The organism is Bacillus sp. FJAT-27986 (assembly GCF_001685035.1).
Lineage (GTDB): Bacteria > Bacillota > Bacilli > Bacillales > Pradoshiaceae > Pradoshia.
The window spans coordinates 1-16,798 of record NZ_MAYV01000001.1 but is presented as its reverse complement, the minus strand read 5'-3'; the positions used below and the strand labels follow the sequence as shown (position 1 = coordinate 16,798).

Sequence of the window (16,798 nt, the reverse complement as noted above, 5' to 3'; positions counted from 1 at the left end):
CGATTTTTGGGTCTCTTCAGAATTGGCCGACACTCGGAAAGTTAGAAAAAGCGGGGGTTCACATATTCCTGGCAGGAGATTCTACTATGGAAGAAGTCAAAGCTGACCAAGGGAATAAACGGGGGTGGGGTGAATTTTTAAGCCCGTTCTTTATCGATGGTGTTCTAATTATTAATGAAGCCCGCGGTGGACGCAGTTCAAAAAGTTTTATCAATGAAGGTCATCTAAATTTGATACTAAATAGAATCATGCCTGGTGATTATTTGTTTATCCAATTCGGCCATAACGACCAAAAGGCTGAAGAGGAAAGAGCCACCGATCCCTTCACGACTTATCAGGAGTATTTATCAGTCTTTGTAGAGGGTGCTAAAGAGAAAGGAGCGATCCCTGTACTACTAACATCGATCAATCGAAGAACCTTTGATGAAGATGGAAATTTCGTTAATTCACTTGGAAGTTACCCAGATGCTGTGCGTCAGTTGGGTGACCACTTAATGGTACCTGTTATTGATTTATATGAAAAAACAAAGTCTCTTTACGAAACCATTGGTGCTGAAGAAACGAAGAAGTTGTTTGCTTGGTACGCGTTGACTAATCCATCATATCCTACAGATGATACTCATTTCAGTTCATATGGGGCAGAAAAAATGGCAGAGCTTGTGGCAGAAGGAATAGAAGAGTTAGGCCTTCCACTTAGGGAATATCTAATAAAGAAGCATGTATAAAAATACTGAGAGGTATGGTTATTAAATGATACCCATGCCTTTTTGGGTGCGCTCGGCAGGGTGTAAGCTTTAGGTATAAAGTCCCGAGCCTCGAGGCAGAAAGTAGGGGTTAGCCAAAAAAGAAGCAGCAGATTTAATACCAAATGCCAATATGGCAACGGTTGAACAGAGTAATCATTTACCTTTTGTAGAAGAGGACGAGAAATACAAACTACTTCTAGATTAAAAAACAGTAGATTATTAGATATGTTCAGAAGTCAGGAACTCATTCACATGCTAAGAATGATGTGAAAGTGCTAAAGTTCATAATTGGTTAAAGAAAGGCTGTAAGAAATACTTCTAAGATGATTGCGGCTCCTTAATAAAATTGCTGAGATACGTATGGAGGTTGTTCTCTTACAATAATTCACAATGATAAATTGAAAGCGCTTATTTTTTCGAAATTAATGATCTATATATCTTGTAATCAGAACTAGAATAATTTAACATTAAAGGTAGAATACCAATGTTTGTTAGTTAAAAGTATAGTATGGAAAGTTAGTAATCATGCACTTTATTCTATATATTTGATAAATTGTATGTGTTTGTTTTCTAAAAATGTTAACGTGTGCAAAAATGAAAGATTGGATTAAAAGCGGTAGTTAAATCATTTTGAAATGCCCAACCTATATTAGAAAGCTGGTGCTATTATGAAGAAATTTATGGATGAAGATTTCCTGTTAAATAATGAAACAGCGATTCGCTTATACCATGATTTTGCAAAAGATATGCCAATTATCGATTACCATTGTCACCTAAGTCCAAAGGAAATATATGAAAACAAACGTTTTAGAACTATTACAGAGATTTGGTTATACGGTGATCATTACAAATGGCGTGCCATGAGAAGCAACGGAATCGAGGAAAAGTATATTACTGGAGATGCAACTGATTATGAAAAATTTCTGGCCTGGGCAAGAACTGTTCCTATGACAATAGGTAATCCATTATATAACTGGACACACCTGGAATTACAAAGATTTTTTGGAATCGGCGATTTGTTGAACGAAGATAGTGCTCCGGAAATCTGGGAAAAGGTGAATGCTCTTTTAAATAGCCCAGGTTATTGTGCAAGAGATTTCATCAAAAAATCCAATGTTCGGGTTATTTGTACGACTGATGATCCTATTGATTCTCTCGAGTATCATTTGAAATTGCAAGAAGAGGATGACTTTGATGTTCAAGTATTGCCAAGTTTTCGTCCAGATAAGGGACTCGAGATTAATCGCGAAGGGTACCTAGATTGGGTGGATAAACTTCAGGAGATATCTAATGTAAAAATCACTTCCTACGATGCCTTTTTACAAGCCATGGAGTCAAGAGTTCGCTTTTTCCATTCTATAGGCGGAAGAGTATCTGACCATGCCATTGATTCGATGGTGTTTGCTGAAACGACAAAAGAGGAAGTCATTCATATTTTTGAAGAGGCTTTGCAAGGCAAGAAAGTTTCAAGTGAAGATGAAAAGAAATATAAAACATATACGCTGAAATTTTTAGGTGGGTTATATTCTGAACTAGATTGGGCGATGCAGTTCCATATTAATGCGTTAAGAAATAATAACACGAAAATGCTCAATACCCTTGGCCCTGATACTGGATATGATTCTATCAATGATGATCAAGTTGCTAAACCTTTAGTCCGTTTATTGAATGCAATCGAGTTGGAGAGTGGTCTGCCTAAGACGATTATTTATTCGTTAAATGCGAAAGACAATGATGTTATTGCGGCGATCATAGGCAGCTTCCAAGGCGGAGGAGTTCCTGGGAAAATTCAATTTGGAACAGCATGGTGGTTTAACGATAATAAAACAGGTATGTTAGAACAAATGAAGTCACTCGCCAATTTAGGGTTATTTACGCGTTTTATCGGTATGCTGACAGATTCAAGAAGCTTTCTTTCTTATACCAGACATGAATATTTCAGAAGACTTGTTTGTTCATTGATTGCTGATTGGGTTGAAAATGGGGAAGTACCAAATGACATAGAATTCTTAGGGGATATTATTCAAGGGATTTCCTATAACAATGCGACGGAGTATTTTCAATTTGAAAAAGTGGGGATATCAGCCGGGGACTATTAAATTCTAGTTTTTTTGATATGATGGATTGAAGGACTGATATTAAGAAGGACGGAATCAATGGTTACCATTAAAGATATCGCAAAAATAGCAAATGTTTCTCATACAACTGTATCAAGGGCACTTAATGACAGCCCCTTAATTAAACCAGGTACAAAAAAGAAAATAATCGAGATTGCATCTCAGCTGAACTATACTCCAAACTATAACGCCAAAAGTCTTGTAAAGCAGAAGTCCTATACGATTGGGCTTTTCCTGACAAGTCTTACAAATGGTACTTCTTCAAGTTTTTTTGTAGAAACTGTAAAAGGAGTAAATTCTGTAATTACTCAACATTATAATCTATTTGTTAAAGGCATTGAAAATCTTGATGATTATACTACGATTCATCATAAACGGTTTGACGGTATTATACTAATGAGCCAAAGTGATCATGATGATGATTTTATTGCCTATTTAAAAGAAAAAAAGATTCCTTGTGTGGTTTTGGGACGGGATATAGGAGATTCCACTCTTTTGAACATTGTATCAAATGACCGGGAAGGTTCCTCACAAATCGTTAAGTATTTGATTCAACAGGGACACCGGGACATTGCTATAGTTGAAGGGATTAAAGGATTTAAATCATCAATGGAGCGAAGAGAAGGATATTTGAATGCACTAAGTGATCATCATATTCCAATTAAAAATGAATATATTATTCAAGGAAACTATGATATGGAAAGTGGTTATCTAGCTTTGGAAAAGTTACTCACATTGGAACGCCCTCCGACAGCCATTTTTTGTTCAAATGATGATATGGCCATTGGTGCAATGAATGCGGCTTTTGCAAAAGGATTGACGGTGCCAAAGGATATCTCGATTGTTGGCTTTGATGATATCGAATTTGCCCAGTATACGAACCCATCTCTTACAACCGTGAAACGGCCGATTGAAAAAATTAGTTCACTGGGAGCAAAAAAGATGTTAGAAATGTTGGAGATGGATGAAAATACGGAATTGCCAGGTGGGAAGATTTATGTCGAAACGGAACTTGTCATCAGACGTTCGGTTTCCCCTTTTAAATCAACCTAGCCGTTACTAGTCATTTGACTAGTAACATATTTTCATAAAATGTTAACGTGTGCATAAATGGGAGGAGTGACCCCGTGGAAAAGTTATCAAGAAGTTTAGTAAAGGAAGCCAACCTATATCCCGAAAAGGTTCTGCAATTTGGGGAGGGGAATTTCCTGAGAGCATTTGTTGATTGGCAGATCGATCTATTGAATAGGAACACTGATTTCAATGGAAGTGTAGTCGTGGTTCAACCGCGCGGCCAAGACATGGTAGAAAAAGTAAATGATCAAGATGGCTTGTACACGCTTTATTTACAAGGTGTAAAAGAAGGAAAGGCTGTGAAGGAGCATTCAATTATCAGCTCTGTCAGCAGAGGCTTAAACCTTTATACACAGTATGACGAGTATTTAAAACTAGCTGAAAACCCTGAAATGCGCTTTATCTTTTCGAATACAACCGAAGCTGGGATTGCATTTAATGAAAAAGATCGATTAGAGGACCGACCACAAAGTAGTTTCCCAGGTAAGTTAACTGCTTTCTTATATCACCGCTATCAAACGTTCAATGGGGACAAAGAAAAAGGGTTTATTATCATCCCATGTGAGCTAATTGAGCGGAACGGAGAAAAGTTAAAAGAATTGGTGCTTCAATATGCTGCACTTTGGAAGCTTGAAGAAGGCTTTGTTCAGTGGATTGATAAGGCAAATACTTTTTGCGGGAGTCTTGTGGATCGAATTGTTCCAGGATATCCACGGGATAGTATTGATGAGATTACGAAAGAGCTTGGATATCAAGATGATCTGGTTGTGGTTGGGGAGCAGTACCATTTGTGGGTGATAGAAGGTCCAGAATGGATTCGTGAGGAATTCCCAGTGCATAAGGTTGGTTTAAATACATTGTTTGTCGAGGATATGACACCTTACAGAACAAGAAAGGTACGTATATTAAATGGGGCTCATACAGCACTGACACCAGTTGCCTATCTATATGGATTAAATACGGTAGCTGAAACAGTTGAGCATGATGTGGTTGGTCAATTTGTAAAAGAACTGATTTATGATGAAATCATTCCAACATTGGATCTACCGTTAGAAGAATTGCACTCTTTTGCCGATGCTGTTCTAGAACGATTCCAAAATCCATTTATTCAGCATTTCTTATTAAGTATATCGCTTAATTCAATGTCAAAATTTAATACCAGAGACTTGCCAACTTTACTGGAATACTACAATCGTAAGCGGGATTTGCCTAGAAAACTAATATTCTCTCTTGCTGCATTGATTTCATTTTATAAAGGAAAAAGAGGAGAAGAGGAAATCAAGTTATCTGATAATCAAGATATATTAGATCTATATAAGGAGCAATGGGGCCACTTTAATGGAACATTGGAGAGTACTAACGCAATTGTTACCAATGTACTGGGGTATGAAGAGAATTGGGAGATGGATTTAAACGAGATACCAGGTTTAACAACTGCTGTTACAATGGATCTTTTTGAAATTGAAACAAAAGGTATGAAGCAGGCAATTGAGGCCGTTTTTGAACAAAAGACAGCAAAATAAGGGGGAAAGACAATGTTAGATATCATTCACCTAAATGAAAATGATAATGTGATTGTCGCGTTAAAGGATATAGAGGCTGGTTATAAGATTGTTGTTCAAGGGAAAGAAATCGAGGTAAAGGAAAGTATTAAAAGGGGACATAAGATTGCAGTCGAAGACATTGCTATTAATGCAAATATCGTGAAGTATGGTTATCCGATCGGGCATGCTATCAAGGGGGTGTCCGTTGGTGAACATGTCCATACGCACAATACGAAAACGAATCTGGAAGGGATTCAAGAGTATCAGTTCAACCAAAAACTCACAGCTAATCCCTATAAGCAGCAGTACTTAACATTCAAGGGCTTTAGAAGAAAAAATGGTGATGTCGGTATCCGTAATGAGCTCTGGATTGTACCAACGGTAGGTTGTGTCAATGGGATTGCGGAAAGAATGATTAAGCTTTTTGAAAAAGAAGTGAGAGATATAAGCCCATTCGAAAACATTCTCGTATTGAAACATAATTATGGTTGCTCTCAGTTAGGAGACGACCATGAGAATACAAGAAAAATTTTAATGGATGCTGTGTTACATCCTAATGCTGGTGGTGTTTTAGTTTTGGGATTAGGCTGCGAAAATAATAATTTATATGAATTCAAGGAAAGTCTGGGAGAGTTTGACGAAGGTCGTGTCAAGTTTCTTAATTCGCAGGAAGTCTCGGATGAAATTGAAGCAGGTGTGCAAATACTAAAAGAGATTTATGAGAAAGCCAAAGGCGACAAGCGTGAAGAGGTACCGTTATCAGAGTTGAAAATTGGATTAAAATGCGGAGGGTCTGATGGATTATCTGGTATTACTGCTAATCCTCTCTTAGGAAGATTCTCAGATTTCCTAGTAGCTCAAGGAGGGACCACGGTTCTAACAGAAGTACCTGAAATGTTCGGTGCAGAAACTATTTTAATGGAGCGAGCTCAGAATTCGGAAGTGTTTGAAAAAACGGTAGGATTAATTAATGAATTCAAAGAATATTTTATGGAAAATAAACAACCAGTCTATGAAAATCCATCTCCCGGAAATAAGGATGGAGGAATTACTACATTAGAGGATAAGTCACTTGGCTGTACGCAAAAAGCTGGTACTTCTACTATCGTTGATGTTCTGAAATACGGGGAAAGATTAGAGCATAAGGGTCTAAATCTATTAAGTGCACCCGGAAATGATCTCGTAGCCTCTTCAGCCTTGGCTTCTGCAGGTTGTCAGATGGTATTATTTACGACAGGGCGCGGTACACCATTTGGATCCTTTGTTCCTACGATGAAAATTTCCTCCAATACTGCTATTTATGAAAATAAGCCACATTGGATTGATTATAATGCCGGAGTGCTTCTGGAAGAGGAGCCAGATGTCGTTTTACAGGATTTTACGGAGTATATTATTAAAGTTGCAAGTGGAGAACTGGTCAATAACGAGAAAAATGATTTTAGAGAAATTGCGATTTTTAAAACCGGCGTCACTTTATAAATGCGATCAATCAAATCAAAGAAAAAACGATAGGACGGTTCCTATCGTTTTCTTGTGGGTGCGCCCGACAGGGGTGTCCGTGGCGAAGCGGAATCTGAAGGAAGTCGGAGGCAAATCTCCCCCAAGGAACACGAACTGCATACAAGGCTAACTAAGTACATTGGTGTGAGAGGTCGGGGTTAATCACCCTTCCTAATCAATTCTTACTTTTAAAAAGTTCCGTAACCCTGTTTTCGCAGCCAACCGGCGCACACATTTGTCCATTGAGCTACATCTTGATCCTCTTTGGAAAGACCAAGTCCGTGTCTTCCTTGCTGAAAAATATGCAATTCATAAGGAATCTGTGCCTTGCTCAGCGCCTGTGCATACATAATACTATTCTCGACTGGAACTGCTTTGTCATCCGCCGTATGCCATAGGAAGGTTGGGGGTGTTTCTTTACTGACATTTCTTTGATGGGAGAGAAGATATAGGTCCTTATCAGTAACTCCTTCACCAAGCAGGGAGGTAACAGATCCTTCGTGTGTATATTCAATCATGGATATGACCGGGTAGCAAAGAATGGAAATGTCAGGCTTAGATGATTCTTCATCAATCACATCCATATTCTCATAGGCTGGATAATCAGACAGATTCGAGAGACTTGCTGCTAGATGGCCGCCAGCCGAAAAACCAAGAATACCAATTCTCTCTTTATCTATATTCCATTCTTTTGCATAATAGCGGATAAAGCGGATGGCACGTTGAGCATCTGCAAGCGGTGCAGGGTGTTTAGCCGGAGAAACCCGGTAATCGAGCACAAAAGCGTTTATGCCAAGAGAATTGAGCCATCTTGCAACAGGTACCCCCTCATGCTCAGCTCTCCTTTGATATCCACCTCCAGGGCAGACGATGATTCCTCCACCATGCATTCCTTCTCTAACAAGGTAAGGCGTAAGGGTCGGTATCTCATCATTTATTATTCTTGTCTCCGGCCATATCATGTGTTTCATAAAATTTCCTCCCATATCTGTCTTTTCTTTATTATATAGGAACTCTGAGTAGTATTTTAAGAATGAATACTCACAGCGAGTGATACATTCAAATTTATAGAAAATAAGTATATTTTGAACCCGGCAAGGATAATGTTTATTTGTTAATTAATTGAATCGGTAACCTCGTTATATCAAGATCAGTTTGAAATGTTTTGTAAGATTATTGCAGATGGTGTTGGAGTTATAGTTGGAGGTGTAATGGTGAAGAGGTTTAGTGCATGGTCGATGTTCTTGATAATTTTAGGAATTATTACTTGGTTTCGTTGGAGTGATTTTTAGCTTTGTAGCAATTTCTAAGTCAGAAAGAAGGGGATTGAAATTTCTGTCACTCTGGTCTTTTTTTATCATGCTTTTTTTGATTAGTTTATTTGAGCCGTTTCATTTTATTCGAGTCCTTACTTGGCTAAAAAATACTACTTAAAAACTTGGAGGAGAAGGGGAAATTGTGTCTTTATTAAAAAAAGGTACTGCGTATAGCAGTACCTTAAACTTAATTGAGAACGTAAAATACGATTAAATTATTCTATTAAACTTCTTCAGTTACTGTTAAACCAAGTCCTGCAGCTACAAGTGTTCCGTATTCAGGATCAGCTTTGTAGAAATGCTGGATTTGACGTTCGATAATTTCAGGTACAGTCACACCTTGCATAGATCCAACGATGTTGTTAACCAGGTTAGCGCGTTCTTCACTGCTTAACAATCTGTAAAGATCACCAGCTTGAGTGTAGAAATCATCATTATCATAAGAAGTGCTTGCAGCATAGCCTTCCACTTCAAATGTTGCTTGTTGATCTTCAGGAGATTCTTGTGGACCTCCGAAGCTGTTTGGCTCGTAGTAGACAGAAGAACCGCCATTTATACTTGGGTTCATTTGGCCGTCACGTTGATAGTTATTTACTTCAACTTTAGGACGGTTGACTGGTAAGTGATTATGGTTTGCTCCCACACGGTAACGGTGAGCATCTGCATAAGCGAATAAACGACCTTGCAACAATTTATCCGGTGATACATCAATACCAGGAACAAAATTACCAGGAGAGAATGTAGCTTGTTCTACTTCTGCAAAATAGTTTTCTGGATTTCTGTCTAATACCATGCGGCCAACTTCGATTAAAGGATAGTCTTTTTGAGACCAAACTTTTGTTACATCGAATGGATCGAAACGATATGTGTTGGCATCTTCAAGCGGCATGATTTGTACGCATAATTTCCATGCAGGATAATCGCCAGCTTCAATTGCATTGTGTAAGTCTTCGATATGGTAGTCTGGATTTGTACCTGCAAGCTCAGCAGCCAAATCAGTAGATAGATTTTTTACCCCTTGTTCTGTTTTCCAGTGGTATTTAACCCATACGGATTTACCTTCAGCATTCGTCCATTTGAACGTGTGGCTACCAAATCCGTGCATATGACGCCAAGTAGCAGGAATACCACGATCAGACATAAGAATCGTTATTTGATGTAAAGATTCTGGTGAAAGTGACCAGAAATCCCAAACAGCATTAGGGTTTTTCAAATGTGTTTTTGGATCTCTTTTTTGTGTATGTATGAAATCAGGGAATTTGATTGCATCACGGATAAAGAAGACAGGAGTATTGTTACCAACGATATCGTAGTTACCTTCTTCAGTATAAAGTTTTACTGCAAATCCACGAGGATCACGTAATGTATCAGCAGAACCAAGTTCACCTGCAACTGTAGAGAAACGAATGAACAAAGGAGTTTTTTTGCCAACTTCAGATAAGAAAGCAGCTTTTGTATATTCAGTTAAATTCTTTGTAACCTCGAAATAACCATGTGCTCCGCCGCCTTTTGCATGTACTACACGCTCAGGTACACGTTCTCTGTTAAAATGAGCTAATTTTTCTAATAAATGTACGTCTTGAATTAAAGTTGGTCCGCGTCTTCCAGCTGTGATGGAATTCTGGTTATCTCCTACAGGAGCTCCCCAACTAGTTGTTAATTTTTTGGACATTATTTATACCACCTTTTTCGTATGATAAACCTATTATATTTATTTTTTATAATATTATCAATTAAAAACTACTATTTATTTAAAATAATTATAAATAAAAGGAGATTTAGTGAAAGGATGCTTATTTAATTCATTGTGAGAGAGCTCTTACAGGTAGGGGTTTTACCTTTAGAAATAAAGCAAGCAAGAGAGGCAGCAAGGAGATTCTCAATTAAGAAGCAGGTATTCTTATTTATGTTCTTTTAATTAGAGTATAAAATTATCAAGTTTATAAAAAATCTACTATCGAACTAGTTCGTTTACAAAATGAATGGGAAAGTTATTATCCTTTATCAACTTCCTTGCTGTCAATTAGAATGGTTCATGATTCTTCCTCTAAATACAATTAATGACTAAAAGTATTGATGAGAAATATAATTTAATTAAATTCTTATACTTTCCCATTTATGGTTAAACAGAGTAAGATGAAAAATAACATATAAAACATATTGGAGAGGTGTGAAATAATGGGAGAAACGGTCCGCACAGTTCCGAGACCATTGGTACGTTTAAACCAATGGGTGATTTTTCTTAGCGTGGTCGCTACTTGGGTAACAGGTGTTGAATGGATTTTAGCACTGCCTTTATTTGCAGGAATTATGGGTTTAGTCTTTGGATTCAATCCAATCATGCAAGCAGGTAAATTATTTTTAAGAAAAAAAACTTCTGATTATATCCCGGAAGAGTGGGCTCAGCAACAATTTAATCAAGTGATCGCTGTTATTTGTCTTGCAGGCGGCCTGATCAGTTATATGCTTGATTGGATGATTGCTGGATATGTATTTACGGCCATGGTTGCTATTGCATCATTCGTTGCTATCCTGGGATTTTGTATAGGCTGCTTTATTCGTTTTCAATGGCAGCAATATATGTATAAAAGATCGACAAACAAAACAGTTTAAAGAAAGTATTAGGATCCTGTAAATAGCAGGATCCTTCTTCATACTATTATAGAAGAATTCCGCATAACTTGCTCCTATTTTTAAATCAAGGTCACCTTTCTTCAGCATGGGCATAAACTGTAGCATGCAATCCTTGTTGAACTGATAATTAATTTGCACGCTAGACATTTATCATGCATAGGATGAAATGAAAATGGTTGAGGAGGGTAACCTTGTATGTCGCAATATAGAGAAATTATCACGAAGGCAGTAGTGGCAAAGGGGCGTAAGTTTACCAAGGCAAATCATACGGTTTGTCCAGACAACGATCCTACCAGTATACTGGGCTGCTGGATTATTAATCATACGTACGAAGCTAAGAAACATGGTAAAAAGGTAGAAATTGCAGGATATTATGATATCAATATTTGGTATTCATATTGCAATAATACAAAGACAGAAGTCAGAACAGAAAAGGTTCCGTATAAAGATACCATCAAATTAAAGTATCGGGACCAAACAGTCTATGATGATAATGAAGTCATAGCCAAAGTGGTTCAACAACCGAATTGTATTGAATGTCTAATTACTCCAGATGGTGAAAAAATTTCTGTTCATGTTGAACGTGAATTTTTAGTGGAGATTATTGGTGAAACAAAAGTAACTGTTTCAATCAGGGAAAATGCAGACACCGATGAGGAAAGCTGGGAGCTTGAGGTAGATGATGACGAACTGGAGGAAATTAATCCTGATTTCCTTGATCATAGTGAGTCATCCAGTGAAGAGTCCAGCTCCTATGAATCAGACAGGAAAAAAAGCAAAAGCAAGCGGGATTAAGTAACTAGAGAGAAAAACTCTCTAGTTTTTTTGTTGTTAGATGAGCTTGGCTCCTATGATATAATACTTCTATTATATATTTGATTGAAAGAAAGGTTTTGGGAAAATGGCAGTAGCAACCTATACTCCTATGATTCAACAGTACTTGAGTATAAAGGCAGATTATCAAGATGCATTCTTGTTTTTCCGTCTCGGTGATTTTTATGAAATGTTCTTTGAGGATGCCATTAAGGCATCAAAAGAATTGGAGATAACCTTAACAGCGAAGAATGGTGGAGGAGAACAAAAGATTCCCATGTGCGGGGTTCCTTATCATTCAGCGCAGTCTTATATTGAAACACTGGTAGATCGTGGCTTTAAAGTGGCCATTTGCGAACAAACAGAGGACCCAAAAGCGGCAAAAGGAGTCGTTAAACGTGAAGTTGTCCAATTAATTACTCCAGGTACGGTGATGGAAGGAAAGAGTCTCGCCGAAAAGGAGAATAACTATCTTGCGACTATTTCTTCCATAGATGGCTTGGGATTTGGAGTGGCTCATATTGATTTAACGACTGGCGAAAATCGAGTAACCCATTTTTCCAATTTTAAAGATGTGTTAAATGAAGTTTCCGTTATAGGATCTAAAGAAGTTGTGGTTCAGCCAGATTTCGGTGAAGAAAAAGAAGTGTTATTAAAAGACAGAGGGATTGTCACGATTTCTTATGAAGCCGACTCGGAACCGAAGGAAGAGTTTAACCATTTGGTAAGTGAGCTTCCGAAAAAAGACCTAAAGCATACGGTAGCCCGTTTGCTCAATTATATACAGCGTACTCAAAAGAGGACGATTGAACATATTCAACCAGTTGAATTATATGAAACGGAACAATATTTAAAAATTGATTACTATTCAAAAAGAAATTTAGAGCTCACGGAAACTATTCGTTCAAAAGGTAAAAAAGGCTCTCTTTTATGGCTTCTTGATGAAACCAAGACGGCCATGGGCGGCAGAAGACTAAAGCAATGGATTGAACGCCCATTAGTCAGCGAATCTGAAATAGAAGCTCGGTTATCGATGGTTGAAACATTTATGAATCAATTTTTTGAACGGGAAGAGCTGCGTGAGCTATTACATGAAGTGTATGATTTGGAACGTTTAACAGGCCGTGTTTCCTATGGCAATGTAAATGCACGGGATTTATTGCAGCTGAAGCGTTCCCTGCAGCAAGTACCGGCTATTATTGATGTGATTGGAAGGCTGCCTATTGATACGGCTAAAGAAATCGCATCCCGGATGGATCCGTGTGAAGAAGTGACGGATTTACTCGAGCAGGCGCTGCATGAGAACCCGCCGATTTCCATTAAAGAGGGAGGCATTATTCGCGAAGGGTATAACGAAGATTTAGATCGTTATCGCGATGCTTCCAAGAACGGGAAAACCTGGATCGCTCAGTTGGAACAAAAGGAAAGAGAAAGAACAGGTATCCGTTCTCTAAAAATTGGTTATAATCGTGTATTTGGTTATTACTTGGAAGTAACAAAGGCAAATCTCCACCTTCTGAATGATGATCGATATGACAGAAAACAAACTCTTGCAAATGCAGAACGTTATATCACTCCAGAATTAAAAGAAAAAGAAACAATCATCCTCGAAGCAGAGGAAAAAAGTACAGGTCTGGAATACGATTTGTTCTGTGATTTACGTGATCAAATTAAAGATTATATACCTCGTCTGCAAAAATTAGCGATGGAAATCAGTGAATTGGATGTTTTACAATGTTTCTCTACTATTAGTGAACGTTACCACTATGTAAAACCACAATTCTCTCATACACGTCAAATGAGTATAAAAAATGGCCGACATCCAGTCGTAGAAAAGGTTTTAAAAGCACAGGAATATGTACCGAATGATTGCTTCTTGGATAAAAAGAAGGAAATCTTATTAATTACTGGACCAAATATGTCCGGTAAGAGTACGTATATGCGCCAGGTTGCCTTGACAGCGATTATGGCCCAAATCGGCTGCTTTGTACCTGCAGACGAAGCAATCCTGCCAATATTCGATCAGGTATTTACGAGAATCGGTGCAGCAGATGATTTGATATCAGGACAAAGTACCTTTATGGTCGAAATGCTTGAAGCGAACCATGCGATTACGAATGCAACAGAAAACAGTTTGCTTCTATTCGATGAAATCGGAAGAGGAACGTCAACCTATGATGGAATGGCATTGGCCCAATCAATCATAGAATATATTCATCATCATATTGGTGCAGCTACCCTCTTCTCCACGCATTATCATGAGTTAACAGCTCTAGCTGATCAACTCAGCAAGCTGAGTAACGTACATGTTCGTGCAATTGAGCAAAATGGCACAGTCATTTTCCTTCATAAAGTAGTCGATGGACCTGCTGATCGCAGTTATGGTATTCATGTTGCCAAGCTTGCGGAAATGCCGGAGACGGTGATTAAGCGAGCGCAAGAGATATTAAACGTCCTTGAACAAGGGGACAAGCAACCAAAACCTACGCCACCTGTAAAAACTGAAACTGATGCTGAAATTGTCAGTGAACAGGCGCAATTATCCTTTTTCACAGAAGATAAAAAGGAAAAAACGACTTCATCATCCCGACACTCAAAAGAGTGGAAGGTAGCGGAAGAGCTTAAATCCTTATCTATATTAGAGATGAATCCTTTAGAAGCTTTAAACGCCTTATATGCATTACAGAAAAAATTAAAGTAGGAAGGAGAGAACGATATGGGGAAAATTGTACTGTTAGATGATCTATTATCCAATAAAATCGCTGCCGGAGAAGTAGTAGAGAGACCTGCATCTGTTGTAAAAGAGTTAGTGGAAAACTCAATAGATGCTAACAGTACGGTAATTGAGATTTATGCTACGGAAGCCGGTCTTGAATCCATTCGCATTATTGATAATGGGGAAGGGATGGAAGAGGACGATGCCCTCAATGCTTTTCACAGGCACGCGACCAGTAAAATAAAGGACGAAAACGATTTATTCAGAATTCGTACGCTAGGTTTCCGGGGTGAGGCATTGCCTTCAATCGCTTCTGTTTCCAAATTCGAATTAAAGACCTCAACAGGTGATGGACCTGGAACCCGTCTTTTACTCGAGGGCGGCAAGGTCCTTACTCATGAGTCCTATTCAAGCCGTAAAGGAACCGATATAACGGTGAGTGAACTGTTCTTTAATACACCGGCTCGTCTGAAATATGTTAAAAGCGTTCATACAGAGCTTGGGAATATAACCGATGTCGTAAATAGGCTGGCACTGTCGCATCCGGATGTATCGTTTAAGCTGGTTCACAACGACCGTACCTTATTACAAACATCAGGCAACGGCAATCCACTTCAGGTGCTTGCCGGGATATATGGGATACAAACTGCTCAAAAAATGCTGCCGTTTGAAGCATCAACACTTGATTTTTCAATAAAAGGCTATGCCGGACATCCGGAAATGACGAGGGCTTCGCGTAACTATATGACCATTTTGGTAAATGGAAGATTTATTAAGAATTATTTGATCGCCAAAGCAGTCATGGAAGGGTACCATACTTTATTGCCTATTGGACGTTATCCAATTGCGATGCTCAATATTGAAATGGATCCTTTATTGGTTGATGTGAATGTGCATCCTTCCAAAATGGAGGTTCGTTTCAGTAAAGAGCAAGAGCTGATGACATTAATTAGCGAGGCCATCCGGAATACGTTTAAAAAAGAGACATTAATTCCGACAGGCGCTCCTGTTAAACGTGAGGAAAAAGCAAAAACGGAACAAGCTCAATTTACGTTTACGGAGGAAAGAGCCAAGCGGCCTGAGCCGCCAAAGCAGACTCCTCCAATGGTAAAGGCAACTGAAGGATTTTCAGTGATTTATGATCCGCCTGAGATTGAACAGCCGAAGCGGGAATTCGAGGCTCCTAGTCCTATCGAGTTGAACGAGCCTGGAAGGGAATCAGTAGAAGAACAGGTAGAAACTGAACCGTTTATCAGTTCAGAAGCGGGTTCCGAACGTGTCGGAACGATCGTAGAGCAAAAAGAAGAGGAATTAGAGCCGATTCAAGACAATCAGGACATGCAAGAAAGCCGAATTCCGCCTTTATATCCGATTGGACAGCTGCATGGAACGTATATTTTGGCCCAAAATGAACAAGGGCTCTATATGATTGACCAGCATGCTGCCCAAGAGCGGATTAAGTATGAGTTCTTCAAGCATAAGGTGGGAGAGGTCAACAAAGAACTGCAAGAAATGTTGGTACCGATGACACTGGAGTATTCAACAGATGAGTTTGTGAAGCTGGAAGAACATAAAGAAGAGCTGGAAGCGGTCGGAGTATTTTTAGAACCATTTGGATTAAATAGTTATATTGTCCGCGCCCATCCAACCTGGTTCCCAGCAGGCATGGAAGAAACGATCATCGATGAAATGGTCCACCAAGTATTAACGATGAAAAAGGTGGATATCAAGAAATTGCGTGAGGAAGCGGCAATTATGATGAGCTGTAAGGGGTCAATTAAAGCCAACCGGCATTTGCGTAATGATGAAATCAGTGCATTACTGGATGAATTGCGTCATACAAATGATCCATTCACATGCCCGCATGGCCGTCCAATTATCGTTCATTATTCGATTTATGAGCTGGAGAAAATGTTTAAACGGGTTATGTAATGTAGTAAGTAAATAAAAATGTATTAAACTTTAATTAAGCGGGGGAACGAGTCGTTTTCCTCCGCTTTTTTTGTGTTTATAATATAAGTTTGGATACAAAAAAGCTCCTAAGCTGCGCTTTTTTGGGGCCTATCCTCCAGCTATGAGGCACCTATGACCGACCTATACCGGGGTAAAGGTGTCTGAAAGGTAGGTGAAGTATGAAGGAAAGCAGCTATATCCCAGCTATGAGGCACCTATGACCGGCCTATACCCGGGTATAGGTGGTTGAAAGGTAGGTGAAGTATGTAGGAAAGGAGCTATGCTCCACCTACGAGGCATCTATGACCGACCTATACCGGGGTAAAGGTGTCTGAAAGGTGGGTGAAGTATGGAGGAAAGCGCTATGCCTCAGCTATGAGGCACC

The 16,798-nt window shown here is 38.8% G+C and carries 11 protein-coding genes; 9 read left to right on the top strand and 2 right to left on the bottom strand.

Annotation, left to right across the window (positions count from 1 at the left end):
• The first annotated feature begins 2 nt into the window (after positions 1 to 2).
• From A8L44_RS19085 to A8L44_RS00035, 5 genes are all read left to right on the top strand, one after another.
• Entirely contained in the window at positions 3 to 725 is a 723-nt protein-coding gene (locus tag A8L44_RS19085; RefSeq protein WP_302621335.1) for a rhamnogalacturonan acetylesterase, read from the top strand.
• Positions 726 to 1,414: 689 nt separating this feature from the next.
• Positions 1,415 to 2,845, top strand: coding sequence for a glucuronate isomerase (gene uxaC / locus A8L44_RS00050; RefSeq protein WP_066099722.1), 1,431 nt, complete (start codon positions 1,415 to 1,417; stop codon positions 2,843 to 2,845).
• 57 nt (positions 2,846 to 2,902) lie between these two features.
• Complete coding sequence (locus A8L44_RS00045) at positions 2,903 to 3,916, top strand: LacI family DNA-binding transcriptional regulator (protein ID WP_066099720.1); 1,014 nt, start codon at positions 2,903 to 2,905, stop codon at positions 3,914 to 3,916.
• Between the two features lie 74 nt (positions 3,917 to 3,990).
• Positions 3,991 to 5,460: a tagaturonate reductase gene (locus A8L44_RS00040; RefSeq protein WP_066099717.1), complete on the top strand. Its 1,470-nt coding sequence runs from the start codon at positions 3,991 to 3,993 to the stop codon at positions 5,458 to 5,460.
• Between the two features lie 12 nt (positions 5,461 to 5,472).
• A complete protein-coding gene (locus tag A8L44_RS00035; RefSeq protein ID WP_066099714.1) occupies positions 5,473 to 6,960 on the top strand; it encodes a UxaA family hydrolase in 1,488 nt (495 codons plus the stop codon).
• 209 nt (positions 6,961 to 7,169) lie between these two features.
• Here the strand turns inward: A8L44_RS00035 and A8L44_RS00030 are convergent, their stop codons facing one another.
• Both A8L44_RS00030 and katA read right to left on the bottom strand, forming a co-directional pair.
• The gene (locus tag A8L44_RS00030) at positions 7,170 to 7,952 is read right to left on the bottom strand and encodes an alpha/beta hydrolase (RefSeq protein WP_066099711.1); all 783 of its coding nucleotides are present in this window, start codon (positions 7,950 to 7,952) and stop codon (positions 7,170 to 7,172) included.
• Between the two features lie 568 nt (positions 7,953 to 8,520).
• Positions 8,521 to 9,972 (bottom strand): catalase KatA, encoded by a 1,452-nt coding sequence (katA, locus tag A8L44_RS00025; protein WP_139063775.1) that lies wholly within the window; start codon positions 9,970 to 9,972, stop codon positions 8,521 to 8,523.
• Positions 9,973 to 10,475: 503 nt separating this feature from the next.
• On the opposite strand from katA, the gene A8L44_RS00020 reads away from it, so the two are divergent.
• From A8L44_RS00020 to mutL, 4 genes are all read left to right on the top strand, one after another.
• Positions 10,476 to 10,910: a DUF4395 domain-containing protein gene (locus tag A8L44_RS00020; protein ID WP_066099705.1), complete on the top strand. Its 435-nt coding sequence runs from the start codon at positions 10,476 to 10,478 to the stop codon at positions 10,908 to 10,910.
• 216 nt (positions 10,911 to 11,126) lie between these two features.
• A complete protein-coding gene (cotE, locus tag A8L44_RS00015) occupies positions 11,127 to 11,726 on the top strand; it encodes an outer spore coat protein CotE (protein ID WP_066099703.1) in 600 nt (199 codons plus the stop codon).
• 106 nt (positions 11,727 to 11,832) lie between these two features.
• A complete protein-coding gene (gene mutS / locus A8L44_RS00010; RefSeq protein ID WP_066099700.1) occupies positions 11,833 to 14,445 on the top strand; it encodes a DNA mismatch repair protein MutS in 2,613 nt (870 codons plus the stop codon).
• A 15-nt stretch (positions 14,446 to 14,460) separates the two neighbouring features.
• Complete coding sequence (gene mutL, locus A8L44_RS00005; protein ID WP_066099697.1) at positions 14,461 to 16,392, top strand: DNA mismatch repair endonuclease MutL; 1,932 nt, start codon at positions 14,461 to 14,463, stop codon at positions 16,390 to 16,392.
• Positions 16,393 to 16,798 lie beyond the last annotated feature (406 nt).